Below are 13,187 nucleotides of genomic sequence, written 5' to 3' on the forward strand. Positions count from 1 at the left end.
AGCTTCCCAAGCTGAGCGCGCGAGTTCGATTCGCGTCACCCGCTCCATGGAGAAGGCCCAGGTCAGCAATCCGGGCCTTTTTGCTGTCCATCGTGTGGCGGGGCCGTCGGCTCCGGGAGCTGATGGGCTCCCGGAGCGGGGGGTCGATACGCGTAAAGCGGTTCCCGGCACCGTGCAGTCAGCTGCCCGAGAGCCAGTCCGCCAAGTCGTAGACGGCATGGCAGTAGGGGTCGTGGACGTCCTTGCGCATACGTTCCAGCTCGCCCAGCAGAAGTACTGGGAGTGCACTGTGCACCGCTGTTACGCCGACCGTGACGGATCCTTTCTCGTCTTGGAGGGGGAGGTCGATGCCGAACGGGGGTGCGTCCTGTGATTCGGGGGTGTCCAGGTAGAGGCGGCACGTTGTCCGGTCGAGAAGGAGGAACCCGCGCAGGCGCAGTTCTGGGGGCTCTTCCGGCTCCGGCGGGAGGGAGAACGCAGCCGCTGCGGCATGCAGTGCGTCGGGCACCTTGAAACGCGGCTCGGCTACGAAGGCGTGAACAGGGGCGGATGCGTCGATCACAGGGATCCCGAAGGCGTCGCGCGGTGCCTCCTGGATCTCGCGTTCCGAGCGGTCCACCGCCACGCCGCGCAGGGCGGCTGCGATGTCCCCCGAGGGGATGTTTCCGCCCTGGGTGTCCGTGAGCGGCACGTCGAAAGCGACGGAGCTGTCGAGCCGCTGCCCGTCCCAGAGGACCACGCGGCCGACGCCGGGCCGGTCCGGGGAAGCCACCACACCTCGGACGAGCCGGACTTCCGGTCCGAACGTGAAGGCCGTGACACGGCCCAGCATTTCGTGCGCCAGCTGCGCCTGCAGACCGGACAGGCCCGTCTCGTCCCATGCCATCGAGTGCTCCGTCATACTCGGTTCAACGCGTCCGGGCACTTGTTGACACCCTGGCAGAACGCCGTGATCACGCCGATCTTGTCGTCGGTGTCGGCGAGCTTGTACTTGTGGTCGCTGGTCTCCCAGTGGTACTGCGCAATGACCTTGACCTTGGCGAGAATGATCCCAAGGGTGTCGTACAGCACCGCGCCGTACACCTTGCGGGTCTTCGTGCTTCCTCGCTCGGGATGCTGGTTGACCGCTGCCTTGATGACCTTCTCGCTGTGGATGTTGTGCGGTCCGGAGAAGTGGACCCAGCCGAAGGACCGGTTTCCTTGACGGGTTGGGATGTAGCGCCCGTCCTCGTCATGGGCCACGAACTTCACCACGCTCCAGTGGTCGCTCGCGGCATCGTCGTCTGCCGTCGCGTCGCTTTCCCTGATATCGGAGTCGGCCGCGGCGATGGCCTTGTCCGTGTCGTCCGCCGCGGTGGAGTCTGCCACGGAGTCCGAATCGGCTACGGCCTCGTAAGTGAGCCCCTGCTGGGTTGCTTCGGCGGCTCCGAAGGTCTGGACATATTGCTCATCGGAAGCGAGGAAGAGCTGCCCCGCGTCTCCACTCGCCTCCGTGGAGCTGTCACCAGTGCTGGTCTGTACTTGGGTCGTGGGCTCGTCGGCGACACCGGAAGTGCCGGCCTACGCAGGGGCCGCTCCGAAAGTCACAGATCCGAGCAGCACAAACGAAGCCAGTTTGGCTTTCACGCGTTCCCCCATGTTCCTGTGTTCTGATACGAGGCACCTTGGTGCCGAAGAAAAAATGCCGTGGTCAGCGGCATCGCGCTGGATCAACTTAGCTGTTGGACGTCAGGCCGATCCATACATTTGAGCGACTGTTGATCGCTCGGAGTCGTTCTCTCATGCGTGAGCTTCCGCAAGGGCACCTGCCCACCGGTGCTCGTACCTGGCTCCTGGGTGCCTATGGGTCGCCGCGCAGGGGCTCCCGCCGCCTTTGGCCGGACGGCGTGCCCATAGCGTGTCCATAAGGCCGGTCAGTCACGGTCAACAACGGCGCGATCCTGTGCTCCCGGGCCTCACGCCAGAGCACATATGCCCAGGCGCCAGAAGTGATCCGGCTCCCTAAGCGCCGTCGCTTCCCAAGCTGAGGGCTCCGGCGCCCTGGTCACGCACCGGCCGTCGCGGCTTGCTCTGGCCGACGGCATCGGCGGCGTGGCTGAGCCCGGTGGGGTGCAGCGAAACGTACGCGCGCCTGACCGGTCGGCGCAGCCGTTATCGTGGCTGACTTTCGTCGGCTGGGGTTCAGACGTGGGTCCGCCGAACGCCGGTGCACGCGATCAGCCTCGCGCCGTCTTCGGTCAGAAACAGCATGAACGCCCAGGAGCCATCAGCAGTTCTGATCTGCCCCAGGCGAACCAGCTGCTGATGCCTGCCGAGCAGTTCCACGGTGTGTGACAGGTTGGTGGTCTCGATGCCCCGGCGACGCGTGTGCCGCAGCCGGCGTCCATAGATAAGGGCGAGTGGTTCAGAAGCCGTAGTCTCGTCCCAGACCACGTGGGAACCACCGCAGCGCAGGGCAGCCGGAGCGGCCGCGGACGCCTCGTCATCGCCAACCAGCAGCCGTTCGAGTAGCTCCCGCTCCACGCCGCCACCCCCACCAGCATCCTGCTGTACAGCAACCGGATACAGCAACCACAGCAACCGGCCCTACCCGGTAGCGTCCCGTGGGGGCCGACGAGCGACCTGTATGACCGTCTCCGACCGATCTCTGCAGAGCTACGGATCAGAGCCCACTGAGTGAGACGACCCGGCACGGTCTCTAACGGGTCGTCTCACCTAGCTTTCGGTTCCATCTGCCCGGTCAGCAACAGAACTTCCGCACCGCGGCGTTATAAGTCGAAGTCAGCATTCGTGGCCGGTTCGATCGTGTGACCGCGTCCGCGACTCATGGCCACGCGCAGCACGTCCCGCAAAGCGCCGGCCAACTGTGCGGCGAGGAGGCTCAGTTCCTCCTCGTTCGCAGTGCCGTCATCCAGTACCGGAGCCGCTTGCTCCAGTAGTTCGGACGCCATGCCGAGTTGAATCGACTCGATGTGGTCCGCGAGGCGGGACATGAAGCCTTCCGAGTCATCGGTGTTCAGGTAGCAAGGCTTGCCCTCCGGCCCTACCCACGGAAGGAGCCTCAGCCCGCTGTGCGCCGTCATCTCTGCTCCTGCCTCTCGGTTGGATGTCGGCTGACCGCCGGTGTCCCCGGCGCTCACCGCTTTGACGCCCCAGGGGCGGATGGTGCGGATGTCGAGTGGCACGAGCAGTCACACGCTTCGTAGATCAGTGGGACGTCGACTGGTGCCGAAGCCGGAGAGGACTCTGCGCACTCGTGGTGCGTGCCGACGCGGCAGGCAGTTGAGCGGTATGGGGCGGCCGAAGAGTCCCGGTCGCCCGACTGCTGTTGCGGTGGCATCAACCAACCCCCAGGAGGACGGACGTCACGGCGCGCGCATCACCGGCCAAGACAGCCACCGAGTGCTGTCGTACGCGCTTCTCCCACGCCAGCAAGTAAGGGCGGACAAGCGGGGTGTTCTCGCCCCTGAGCAAGTCGCGGTGGCCCGTCCGGCCGGAGACCACTCCCAGGGCGACCGTCGGCCCGTCAACAGGCGCGGAGGAAATGCAGGCAGCTGGCAGCCGCGGCGGCGGTAAGCAGCGGCGGTGCCTGCCCTTGGGGACGTACCGCGCCCTGGTGCGGGCGGCGGCGCGGCGGATACGGTTGAGCACGCTGAATCAGCTCCTATCGCTGATGGCTCGGTCCCCCGGCATCGCCCGCCGCGGGGACCGCTTTGCGTACGACCGCCCAGAGGGTGCGGCCGCTCAGGCTGGTGGCGTGGAGCCCGAACCGATCGGCTTCGGCCACCACCTCCAGGACCTCCCTCCACGACTCGGTGGAGGGAGGTCCTGTAACTCCGCTTCGACCGACGTGAAGCCGGCGCGTTCCTCCACGCGCGTGGGGAGCCCGACGGCGGACAGCCGGGCGGCGATGGCCGCCGCACTCACTCCCGAAGCGGGCACAGGGCAGCCTCCGTCACCAGCGATCACTTTCAGTGAAGCTAGTTAACTAGATTAGAGCTAGTGGACTAGATTTTCCACATGTCTGAGCAGCCGCCTTATCTCCGCATCGCCGACGAACTCCGGCGGCGGATCGCGGAGCATGTGTGGGAGCCGGGGGATCGCCTTCCCTCCCGCGCGCAGATCGGCCAGGAGTGCGGCGTGGGCGAGAACGTCGTCCGCCGGGCGCAGGAACTGCTGATCTCACAGGGCGTGCTCGAAGGGCGAGCCGGATCGGGTACGTACGTCGCCGAGCCACGGCAACGCGTGCGGGTCGTCCGGTCCTCGGCGCGCGAGCAACCCCACGGGTCGCCGTTCCGCGCGGACATGAAGGCCCTCGGCAACCAAGGGGACTGGGAGAGCCGGACCGACGCCAAGGTCCCCGCTCCCGCCGACATCGCCGCGCGGTTGGGCATCGCCGAAGGCGATCTGTGCGTGCGGACGGCGTACGAGTTCCTGGCCGACGGCAGGCCCGTGCAACTGTCCACCAGTTGGGAGCCCTACGACCTCACCGCCGGCACCCTCGTCGTCCTCCCCGAGGGCGGCCCGCACGCCGGGACAGGAGTCGTGAACCGCATGGCCGCCATCGGGATCACCGTCAGCCACGCCGTGGAGCAGCCCGAGCCCCGGCAGGCCACCGCCGAAGAAGCCTCGCTCCTCGGCATCCAGAAGGCCGCTCTCGTCACCCACATTCGGCGGACCTACTACAGCGACCAGGGACGCCCCGTCGAGACCGCGGACATCATCGTGCCCGCCGCCCACTGCGAGATCGTCTACGAGATTCCCATCAGCCGGTAGGCGACAGCCCCCTCAGGCATGATCCAAGGCCCAGACGCCGTGCCCCGGTCGTGCCCCTCGCGTGCCCGATAGAGCGGGAAACCAAGGGGAACAACGGTGTCCGACGGGGAGCGGACACGCCAACGGCCCCCGACCGTCTCACCTGGTCAGGGGCCGTTCGCGTCACGCGGTGGGTGTGGGATTTGAACCCACGGTGACTCTCGCCACGACGGTTTTCAAGACCGTTCCCTTAGGCCGCTCGGGCAACCCACCCCGCGCCGACGGAGATCGGCGCGGGGACCAGAGTAACCGGTTCCTGCGGGCGGGTGGGGGTCAGTTGTCGCCGACGCGGGAGCCGAGGGTGACGGTGACCGTGTGTTCGCTGCCGCCCCGCTTGTAGGTGATCTGGACCTTGTCGCCGGGCTTGTGGGTCCAGATCTCCCCGATCAGGGTCGGGCCGCTGTCGATCACCCTGTCGTCCAGCTTGGTGATGACGTCGCCGGGCTTGAGGCCGGCCTTGTCCGCGGGGCCGCCCGACTCCACCGCGGCGGAGCCGCTCGAGCCGGAGTCGGTGATCTGCGCGCCGGAGGTGCCGTCCTCCAGCGACACCGACGCGCCGATCTTGGCGTAGACCGGCTTGCCGGTCTTGATCAGCTGCTGGGCCACGTACTTGGCCTGGTTGATCGGGATGGCGAAGCCGAGGCCGATCGAGCCCGACTGCCCGGTGCTGCCCAGGCCGCCACTGGAGGCGGACTGGATCGCGGAGTTGATGCCGATCACCGCGCCGGAGGCGTCGAGCAGCGGGCCGCCGGAGTTGCCCGGGTTGATGGACGCGTCGGTCTGCAGGGCGCTCATGTACGACGCCTTGCTGGTGGAGCTGCCGTCGCTGGAGGCGACCGGGCGGTTCTTGGCGCTGATGATGCCGGTGGTGACCGTGTTGGACAGGCCGAAGGGAGCGCCGATCGCGATCGTCTCGTCGCCGACGGCCACCCTGTCGGAGTCGCCCAGGGCAAGCGGCTTCAGGTCCGACGGCGGGTTCTTGAGCTTGATCACCGCGACGTCGTAGCCCTGCGCGTGGCCGACGACCTCGGCGTCGTACTTCTTGCCGTCCGGGAACGTGGCGGTCAGCTTGCCGCCGTCGAGGGAGTCCGCGACCACGTGGTTGTTGGTGATGATGTGGCCCTGCTTGTCGAAGACGAAGCCGGTGCCGGTGCCGCCCTCTCCGTTGGTGCCCTCGGACTCGATGGTGACCGTGCTGGGCAGGGCGTTCTGGGCGACCGCAGCGATCGTGCCGGCGGCGCGCTTGACCTGGGTGGCGCCGCCGCTGGAGGTCGCGGAGATGGTCGTGGAGCCGCTGTCGTCGTTGTTCTTGGCCAGCGTGTAGCCGAGGCCGCCGCCGAGGCCGCCCGCGACCAGCGCGGCCACCAGGACGGCGGCGATCAGACCGCCGCGCCCGCTGCCCTTCTTCGGCGCGCGCTGCGGTTGCTGGAACGGCTGCTGCTGGTACTGCTGGTGCTGCTGGTCGTACGAGGAGCCCCAGCCGGCACCTGCGCCCGCGCCCGGGTCCGCGTAGGAGGGGGTCACGGGGGGCGGAGGCGGCCAGGAGGCGTCGGGTGCCTGCGGTGCGGTCCCATAAGGGTCGCCGGCGGGCGCACCGGGCGCGCTCTGGGGCGTCGGCGGGATCGGGGTGGTCGGCGCGTCCCCGCCGTCGGACGCGGCTGCCTGCGGCGAGGCAGCGGGAGACGACGGCGGCACAGGAGGTGCGGACGGGGCCGGGGGTACCGGGTTGCCCTCGTTCTCGGTGCTCACAGCTTCTCTCCTCGGTCCACGGCTTTTCTTCTCGGTCGCACTCGGTCACGCTCTTTCACGCTTGCTGTCGGTCCGGCGCGATTCAGCTGTGCATGTGCTTTTGTATGCCGACAGCTTTTCCCACAGGCCGTCAGAGCACCATAAGCGGTGGCTGTGGGTACACGGACAACCTTTATATAGTGCTTGTCCGACAAAAGTTCTCTTTACCGGCATCGGTGGTGCCCCCAGGTACCCCCGCACGGTGGCACCATGTCGCGGTGACCCACGCACCACAGCATCGCATCCAGGTCGTCGCGCACCGCGGGGCCTCGGAGTACGCCCCCGAGCACACGCTGGCCGCGTACCGGAAGGCCATCGAGGACGGCGCCGACGCCCTGGAGTGCGACGTACGCCTGACCGCCGACGGCCACCTGGTGTGCGTCCACGACCGCCGGGTCAACCGTACGTCCAACGGCCGGGGCGCGGTCTCGGCCCTGGAGCTCGCGGATCTGGCCGCCCTGGACTTCGGCTCGTGGCGGAAGGGTCCGGCCTGGCGCGGGCGGGACGAGGAGCCCGACTGGGAGTTCCGGCCCGAGGACCGCGCGGACACTGCCGTACTGACGCTGGAGCGGCTGCTGGAGCTGGTCGCGGACTCCGGGCGGCGGGTGGAGCTGGCGATCGAGACCAAGCACCCCACGCGGTGGGCGGGGCAGGTCGAGGAGCGGCTGCTGGTCCTGCTCAAGCGCTTCGGGCTGGACGCTCCGGCCACCCCCGCCGAGTCGCCGGTGCGGGTCATGAGCTTCTCCGCGCGGTCGCTGGCCCGGGTGCGGGCGGCCTCGCCGACGCTGCCGACGGTCTATCTGCTGCAGTTCCTCTCGCCACGGCTGCGCGACGGGCGGCTGCCGGCCGGGGTGCGGATCGCGGGCCCCTCGATCCGGATCGTGCGCAATCACCCGGCCTACGTCGAACGGTTGCAGCGCAACGGCCACCAGGTGCACGTCTGGACGGTGAACGAGCCGGAGGACGTGGACCTGTGCGTGGAGCTCGGCATCGACGCGATCATCACCAACCGGCCGGCGGCCGTGCTGAGCCGACTGGGGCGCTGAGGCGCCGCGGCGCCGCGGCTGCTCAGGACGCGGGCGGACCGTGCATGGTGGTCCGTCCTGATCAGGGCTCAGATAAAGAGTCGAGTAAGGACACTTCGCACCTCTTGACCCGACAGCCCGCCCACAGCATCCTCACTTCTCGGCCACACCATCGAAATTCAGCCACACGTGGCCATATCTGGGGGATATGGCGACGACCCGTCACAGGGAGTGCTCCGGCGCGTTCGGCGCGTATTCGTTCGTTGCGAATGCGTCGCCGGGCATTCATCGGCCGGTTTCCGGTTCAGGCCAATGGGGCATTCACACCGTGGCGTGGGGCAAAGGAGGTCTCGGGGGTGGCGTTGGTGGTGGCACAGGAGGTGCCCACGTCGTCGAGCATGGCCGTACCCCATGGCCCTGCGGGCGTGGGGAAGGCGAGGCACCGCATGCGCGATCAGTTGCGCACGGGCGGTCTGTCGGAGGCGGTCATCGACGATGCCGTACTGATCCTTTCCGAACTGTTGAGCAATGCCTGCAAACACGGGCGCCCCCTGGGGGACGCGCTGGCCGGGGACGGCGACGTCCGGGCCGCCTGGCAGGTGGACACGCGCGGCCGGCTGATCGTCGAGGTGACGGACGGCGGCGGCCCGACCCGCCCGGCGCCGATGACCCCGTCGGTCACGGCGCACGGCGGCCGCGGGCTGAACATCATCACGGCGCTGGCCGACGACTGGGGCGTCCGGGACGACGCCCGGGGCGAGGTCACCGTCTGGGTCGTGGTCCACAAGGACGTGCGTGGTCCGGGCACCCGGGACCGCCGCGACGCCTTCGCCACGCGCGTCATGGCGCCCTCGGTCCCGGAGATGGCCGACCTGGACTTCGCGGACGCGTTCGACGACATGGACTGAGTCCAAAGAATCTTGAGTGACCTGGGCCGCCCGCTCCTTCGGCGACCCGACCTGGACCGCCCGCTCCTCGGCGACCCCACCATGACGTGTCGGCGCCGTTGTCCACAGGTTCCCGTGGTCCAGGGCATGAACGGCTAGGCTCCGCCCGTACGAGACGAGCCGTAACCGGGAGACACCCAGATGGCCAAGAAGCGACCCCAGACGACGGCCACGCGGCCGCAGCTCAGCGACGCAGAGATCCCGGTCGTCGGTGCCCGTGAGCCCTGCCCCTGCGGCAGCGGCCGCCGCTACAAGGCCTGCCACGGCCGGGCGGCGGCGCACGCGGCGACCGAGCTGGTGCACCGCCCGTTCGAGGGGCTGGCCGGCGAGGGCGACTGGGTTGCGCTGCGCGAACTGGTCCCCGCCGCCACCGTCGAGCTGACCCTGAAGGACGGTCTGCCCGAGGGCGTCCCCTCGGTCACGCTCGCCACCGTGCTGCCGATGGCCTGGCCGGCACTGCGCCGCGACGACGGCACGGTCCTGATCGGCCTGCAGAACGACACGGCCTCCGGCGACATCAGCCGCGACCTCGCCGACACCCTCCAGCGCGCCCTCACCGCCGAGCCGGGCACCCCGGTGCAGGGCCGCCGCGCCCCCGCCGACAGCCCCCGGCTGCAGGACCTGCTCGACCCGAAGGGCCCGTTCGAGCCAGTTGTGCACGACGGCTTCGAGTTCTGGGTGCAGGACGCGGAGAACGCCACCCCCGACGTGACCGCCTCCCTGGAGCGGGCCAACGCGGCGGCCATCCCGACGGTGAAGCTGACCGGCGTCGACTCCGCCTACTGGTGCGAGACGCCCGAGAAGAACCACCTGCGGTGGGTCATGCCGTACCCCGAGGAGCAGCTTCTGGACGCTCTCGCGCGGCTGCACGCGGCGGGCCGGTCCAGCCTCGGCGAGGGCACCCGGTTGGTCGGTTCCTTCCGTGCCCACGGCCTCACCGTGCCGGTCTGGGACCTGCCGAGCGGGGTCGGGGCGGAGGACGTGGAGAAGCCGGCCGCCGAGTTCGCCGAGCGGCTCGCGACCGCCCTGGCCTCGGAGGCACCGCTCACCGCCGACGAGCGGCGGGCCCGCGGCGGCCTCACCAACCGACAGGTCACGCTCAGCTGACGATCAGCATGGGCACAGGGTGGCGGCTGACCGGTCGGTCAGCCGCCCCAGGCCCGTTTGCCCGGGTGACTCCTGTCACAACTTCCCTACACGGCAAGCAAATACGTGTCCGAATAGCCGAGATCGAATTTGCGAACCGCCGATCTCTTGTTACCGTCTCAGTAGCCCGGTTGCTGGTGCATCCCCCGTCGCCAGCAACCGGGCCTTTTCATGCCCGCATCCGGTGTACGGAAGGCAGCAGTTCGTCAACTCCCGTTTGACCGTTGGGAGTTGCCCGCGACGGGGTCACCGGCGCCGGCGTCCGCCGAGTTGCTCGCGGAGCGCAGCAGCAGTGGGCCGCCGTCGCGTGCCGCGAACTCCGTGACGGCCGTGTAGGCGTCCAGGGCGCCCCGAGTGTGCTCCCGGGGCGTCTCACAGGTGGCCGGCTCGTCGTCGCCCGCGGCGTCGGCGGCGCAGTGCGTCTGCACGGTGCGGCCGTGCGGGCCCAGGAGGCTCAGGACGCCCTCCAGGGCCGCCCCGGTGGCGTTGCGGTAGTAGGTGCGCGCCCAGGTGTCCGCGCCCTGGGCCATCACGCAGGTCTGCGCCTCGACGCCGTCCGGCGAGGTGAGTTCGGGACCGCAGCGGGCGGCCGTGGCCAGGCCCAGGCCGAGCACCAGCGGAGACCGGACGGGCAGCGGCAGCTTCTCGTCGTCCTGCCGGGCGGGGTGTACGGCGGAGTCACCCACCTGTCCCGCGGACGCCACGGCCAGCGGCAGCGCTACCGCGCACACCATGACGCCCGCGAGGGCGAGGAGACGCACGTTCATGTGCGGAGGGTAACCACGCGGACGCGGGAAGCCGCGTTCGCGCGCCCGACACCCCTACAACTCGGGTGCGCTCACACCCGTACGGGTGAGGGCGTCGACCACGGCGTCCACCACGGCCTCCACGTCGGGCACCCAGGGCCTGGCCGAACCGGGCAGCGGGGCCCGCTCCCAGCGGATGGCGCCCGGGCCGGTCCCGGAGGGCGGCAGGGCGAGATAGCCGCCCTCGCCGTGGAAGCGGAGCGAGCCGGGGACGAAGTCCTGGGCGTAGAGCAGCTCGCCCAGCTGTTCCATCGAGTACGGCTTGACGAGCAGCGCCCAGCGGGTGGGCGCGGCGACCACCGGGCCGAGGCGCAGGCCCCGGCGGTCGAGGAGACTGAGAGCGCGGGAGGCGGCGAGCGCCGGGAGGCTGACCGCGCAGGGCGCCTTGCCGCCGGCGGCTCCGGTGGCGAGGACGATCGGGGCCGTCGGCCGGTTCCCCCACCACCAGCGGACCATGCGCTCGTCGGTGGTGGCGGCGAGCAGGCCGGGGTCGAAGGGGTGTGCACCGGGCACCGTGCACTCGGGGTCGGGACACGTGCACCGGGCCCGCCCCTGAGGGTCGGGAGCCACGCCCGGGAGTACGGGCCACTGCCATTCCGTCGCGAAGGTCAGGGCCGCGTCGATAAATTCAGGACCCTTGTCGTTCCGCCTGGACAGGAGCCTGCGTCGCCTTCCGAGGATCTCGCGCATGAGCGCTCGTTCCTTTCCGTTGCACCGCTGGCAACACCGTGGACCACATCACACCATGTGTCGATCACTTCACTGTGCGTACCTGTTGGCGCATCACACCTGGGGGTGGCGAAGTCTGGCGTTTTGCCGTTCCGAGTGTTTCTCTCCGCCTCCGCCACGGGAGGATGGGGCACGGTCGTCGGTGGTTAAGACGCCCGGGTCCGTCGCCAGGTTCCGGGTGGCCCCCCAACCACCCCTGGCCTTCTCCGAGTACGTACCCATCACGACCGTTGTGACGCTCCGTGGAGCAAGGCCAGTCGACCGCAATGAACCGCTGCCCGAGTCAGTTTTAAGCCAACTTTGCCTTTGTGCAAGCCGTCCGGGAGAACCCCTAGAGAACGCCTCAAGAGGCCCACGGACACCAGGAATCCCGGCAGGACAATGCTGGACATCCCCTCACGAGTGCGTGTACATGTGGAGACACTGCCAGCGGCGCAGAAGGACATGGGGGTTTGCGATGCTTTTGAGCAATACGCACAGGTCTGAAAGCCGGACGCGATGAACGCCCCGCACCCCCCGAAAGTGGCTGGAATCGATTCAACGGTCCCCACTCCCGCCCACACTGTCGCGCCGGTCCCCCCTGCCCCCGCCGCACCCCCCGTCCCGAAGGTCCCCGCCGCCCCGGCGCCCGGCACCGTCCTCCAGGACCGGCTGGCCGGCTGGGTCTCCGACCTCACCACCCTGCACGAACTGACCGAACGGCTCGCCCGGACCAGCGCGCTGGAACCGGCCCTCCAGGAACTGCTGCGCGCCGGTGCCGCCCTGGTGGGCGCCCGGCGCGGTCTGGTGGCACTGGAGCCCGCCGACGGGCTGGGCCCGCACACCACGCTCGGCCTCGGCCTCGGCCGCGCGGACCTGGGCCACCTGGAGACGGTCCCGCGCGGCGCACTGCCGTACGACGGCGGTACCGCCGAAGCGGTGCACCCGGACCTGTTCGCGGAGGACGGCCTCGACCCGCGCCACCGCGAGGTCGCCGCCCGCCTCGGCTACGCCGCCAGCTACGCGCTCCCCCTCGTCACCGACGCGGCCGACCGCCTCGGCGCGGTCGCCTGGCTGTACGACGAACCGGCCCAGCCGCACGAACGCCGACGCCACCTCGCCGGCCTGTACGTCAGGCACGCGGCCGAGCACCTGGCCCGGCTGCTGGAGGTCGAGCGCACGCGCGCGTGCATGGCGACCATCGCCGAGGAGCTGCTCCCCTCCCGGCTGCCCCGGGTGGCCGGCGTCCAGGTCGCCGCCCGGCACCGCACCGGCCCGCGCGGCGGCGGCGACTGGTACGACGCGCTGCCGCTGCCCGACGCCGCCCTGGGGCTCGCCGTCGGCTCGGTCACCGGCTCCGGGCCCAGCGCGGTCGCCGCGATGGGCCGGCTGCGCGCCTCGCTGCGGGCGTACGCCGTGATGGAGGGCGAGGACCCGGTCGCGGTCCTCTCCGACCTGGAACTGCTGCTGCGGCTGACCGAGCCGGCCCGCTCCGCCACCGCCCTGTTCGGCTACTGCGAGCCCGCGCTGCGCAAGGTCACCCTCGCCGGGGCAGGACACAGCCCGCCGCTGCTGATCGGGGAGCACCGCACGGAGTTCGCGGAGACCTCGGTGTCCGCGCCGCTGGGCATGCTGGCCTGCTGGGAGGCGCCCAGCGTGGAGATCGAGGCGGAGGCCGGCGAGACCGTGCTCCTCTACACCGACGGGCTGCTGCACCGCACCGGCGACCCCATGGACCGCGCCTTCGCCCGGCTGCACACGGCCGCCGCGAGCGTCCCGCGCGCGCTGCGCCACGACCCCGGGGCGATCGCCGACCACGTCCTGCGCACGGTGCTGCCGGGCGGCCTGGACGAGGCCGACAGCCAGGAGGACGTGGTCCTGCTGGCGGCCCGCTTCGACTGACCGGTCAGTCAGGAGAAGCACCGGAGGAGCGCAGGAGGAGCACAGGAGGA

General features: G+C 70.0%; 12 protein-coding genes, 1 tRNA gene and 1 pseudogene. 5 read left to right on the forward strand and 9 right to left on the reverse strand.

The window, feature by feature from the left end; all coding sequences use genetic code 11:
- Positions 1–178 precede the first annotated feature (178 nt).
- The 5 genes and pseudogenes from JF597_RS40870 to JF597_RS40890 form a co-directional block, all read right to left on the reverse strand.
- Positions 179–886, reverse strand: coding sequence for a hypothetical protein (locus tag JF597_RS40870; protein ID WP_294008645.1), 708 nt, complete (start codon positions 884–886; stop codon positions 179–181).
- A gap of 11 nt (positions 887–897) precedes the next feature.
- Positions 898–1,368 (reverse strand): hypothetical protein, encoded by a 471-nt coding sequence (locus tag JF597_RS40875; protein ID WP_294008647.1) that lies wholly within the window; start codon positions 1,366–1,368, stop codon positions 898–900.
- 813 nt (positions 1,369–2,181) lie between these two features.
- Positions 2,182–2,580 carry a hypothetical protein gene (locus tag JF597_RS40880; RefSeq protein ID WP_294008649.1) on the reverse strand — a complete coding sequence of 133 codons (399 nt, stop codon included), beginning with the start codon at positions 2,578–2,580 and terminating at the stop codon, positions 2,182–2,184.
- A gap of 188 nt (positions 2,581–2,768) precedes the next feature.
- The gene (locus JF597_RS40885) at positions 2,769–3,083 is read right to left on the reverse strand and encodes a hypothetical protein (protein ID WP_294008714.1); all 315 of its coding nucleotides are present in this window, start codon (positions 3,081–3,083) and stop codon (positions 2,769–2,771) included.
- A 581-nt stretch (positions 3,084–3,664) separates the two neighbouring features.
- Positions 3,665–3,942: pseudogene (locus JF597_RS40890) on the reverse strand (hypothetical protein).
- A 78-nt stretch (positions 3,943–4,020) separates the two neighbouring features.
- Here JF597_RS40890 and JF597_RS40895 point away from each other — a divergent pair.
- Positions 4,021–4,776 (forward strand): GntR family transcriptional regulator, encoded by a 756-nt coding sequence (locus JF597_RS40895; protein ID WP_294008651.1) that lies wholly within the window; start codon positions 4,021–4,023, stop codon positions 4,774–4,776.
- A gap of 167 nt (positions 4,777–4,943) precedes the next feature.
- Here the strand turns inward: JF597_RS40895 and JF597_RS40900 are convergent.
- Positions 4,944–5,028 (reverse strand) — tRNA-Ser (locus JF597_RS40900).
- A gap of 60 nt (positions 5,029–5,088) precedes the next feature.
- Positions 5,089–6,564 carry a trypsin-like peptidase domain-containing protein gene (locus JF597_RS40905; protein ID WP_294008653.1) on the reverse strand — a complete coding sequence of 492 codons (1,476 nt, stop codon included), beginning with the start codon at positions 6,562–6,564 and terminating at the stop codon, positions 5,089–5,091.
- Positions 6,565–6,821: 257 nt separating this feature from the next.
- Here JF597_RS40905 and JF597_RS40910 point away from each other — a divergent pair, with 257 nt between their 5' ends.
- From JF597_RS40910 to JF597_RS40920, 3 genes are all read left to right on the forward strand, one after another.
- Positions 6,822–7,649, forward strand: a complete 828-nt coding sequence (locus JF597_RS40910) for a glycerophosphodiester phosphodiesterase (RefSeq protein ID WP_294008655.1) — start codon at positions 6,822–6,824, stop codon at positions 7,647–7,649.
- A gap of 248 nt (positions 7,650–7,897) precedes the next feature.
- Positions 7,898–8,536, forward strand: coding sequence for an ATP-binding protein (locus tag JF597_RS40915; RefSeq protein WP_294008657.1), 639 nt, complete (start codon positions 7,898–7,900; stop codon positions 8,534–8,536).
- Positions 8,537–8,716: 180 nt separating this feature from the next.
- The gene (locus JF597_RS40920) at positions 8,717–9,682 is read left to right on the forward strand and encodes a DUF5926 family protein (protein WP_294008659.1); all 966 of its coding nucleotides are present in this window, start codon (positions 8,717–8,719) and stop codon (positions 9,680–9,682) included.
- Between the two features lie 245 nt (positions 9,683–9,927).
- Here the strand turns inward: JF597_RS40920 and JF597_RS40925 are convergent, their stop codons facing one another.
- Positions 9,928–10,488 (reverse strand): hypothetical protein, encoded by a 561-nt coding sequence (locus JF597_RS40925; RefSeq protein WP_294008661.1) that lies wholly within the window; start codon positions 10,486–10,488, stop codon positions 9,928–9,930.
- Between the two features lie 54 nt (positions 10,489–10,542).
- Positions 10,543–11,217, reverse strand: a complete 675-nt coding sequence (locus JF597_RS40930; protein WP_294008663.1) for a bifunctional DNA primase/polymerase — start codon at positions 11,215–11,217, stop codon at positions 10,543–10,545.
- A gap of 537 nt (positions 11,218–11,754) precedes the next feature.
- Between JF597_RS40930 and JF597_RS40935 the strand changes: the two genes are divergently transcribed.
- On the forward strand, positions 11,755–13,137 hold the full coding sequence (locus JF597_RS40935; RefSeq protein ID WP_294008665.1) for a PP2C family protein-serine/threonine phosphatase: 1,383 nt from the start codon (positions 11,755–11,757) through the stop codon (positions 13,135–13,137).
- Positions 13,138–13,187 lie beyond the last annotated feature (50 nt).

Source organism: Streptomyces sp. (assembly GCF_019510245.1).
Lineage (GTDB): Bacteria > Actinomycetota > Actinomycetes > Streptomycetales > Streptomycetaceae > Streptomyces.

Bases quoted from the DNA above. Each gene is read 5' to 3' on its own strand.
- JF597_RS40935 (WP_294008665.1), top strand. From the start codon at position 11,755: ATGAACGCCCCGCACCCCCCGAAAGTGGCTGGAATCGATTCAACGGTC.
- JF597_RS40895 (WP_294008651.1), top strand. From the start codon at position 4,021: ATGTCTGAGCAGCCGCCTTATCTCCGCATCGCCGACGAACTCCGGCGG.
- JF597_RS40915 (WP_294008657.1), top strand. From the start codon at position 7,898: ATGCGTCGCCGGGCATTCATCGGCCGGTTTCCGGTTCAGGCCAATGGG.
- JF597_RS40885 (WP_294008714.1), bottom strand. From the start codon at position 3,083: ATGACGGCGCACAGCGGGCTGAGGCTCCTTCCGTGGGTAGGGCCGGAG.
- JF597_RS40920 (WP_294008659.1), top strand. From the start codon at position 8,717: ATGGCCAAGAAGCGACCCCAGACGACGGCCACGCGGCCGCAGCTCAGC.
- JF597_RS40930 (WP_294008663.1), bottom strand. From the start codon at position 11,217: ATGCGCGAGATCCTCGGAAGGCGACGCAGGCTCCTGTCCAGGCGGAAC.
- JF597_RS40925 (WP_294008661.1), bottom strand. From the start codon at position 10,488: ATGAACGTGCGTCTCCTCGCCCTCGCGGGCGTCATGGTGTGCGCGGTA.
- JF597_RS40870 (WP_294008645.1), bottom strand. From the start codon at position 886: ATGGCATGGGACGAGACGGGCCTGTCCGGTCTGCAGGCGCAGCTGGCG.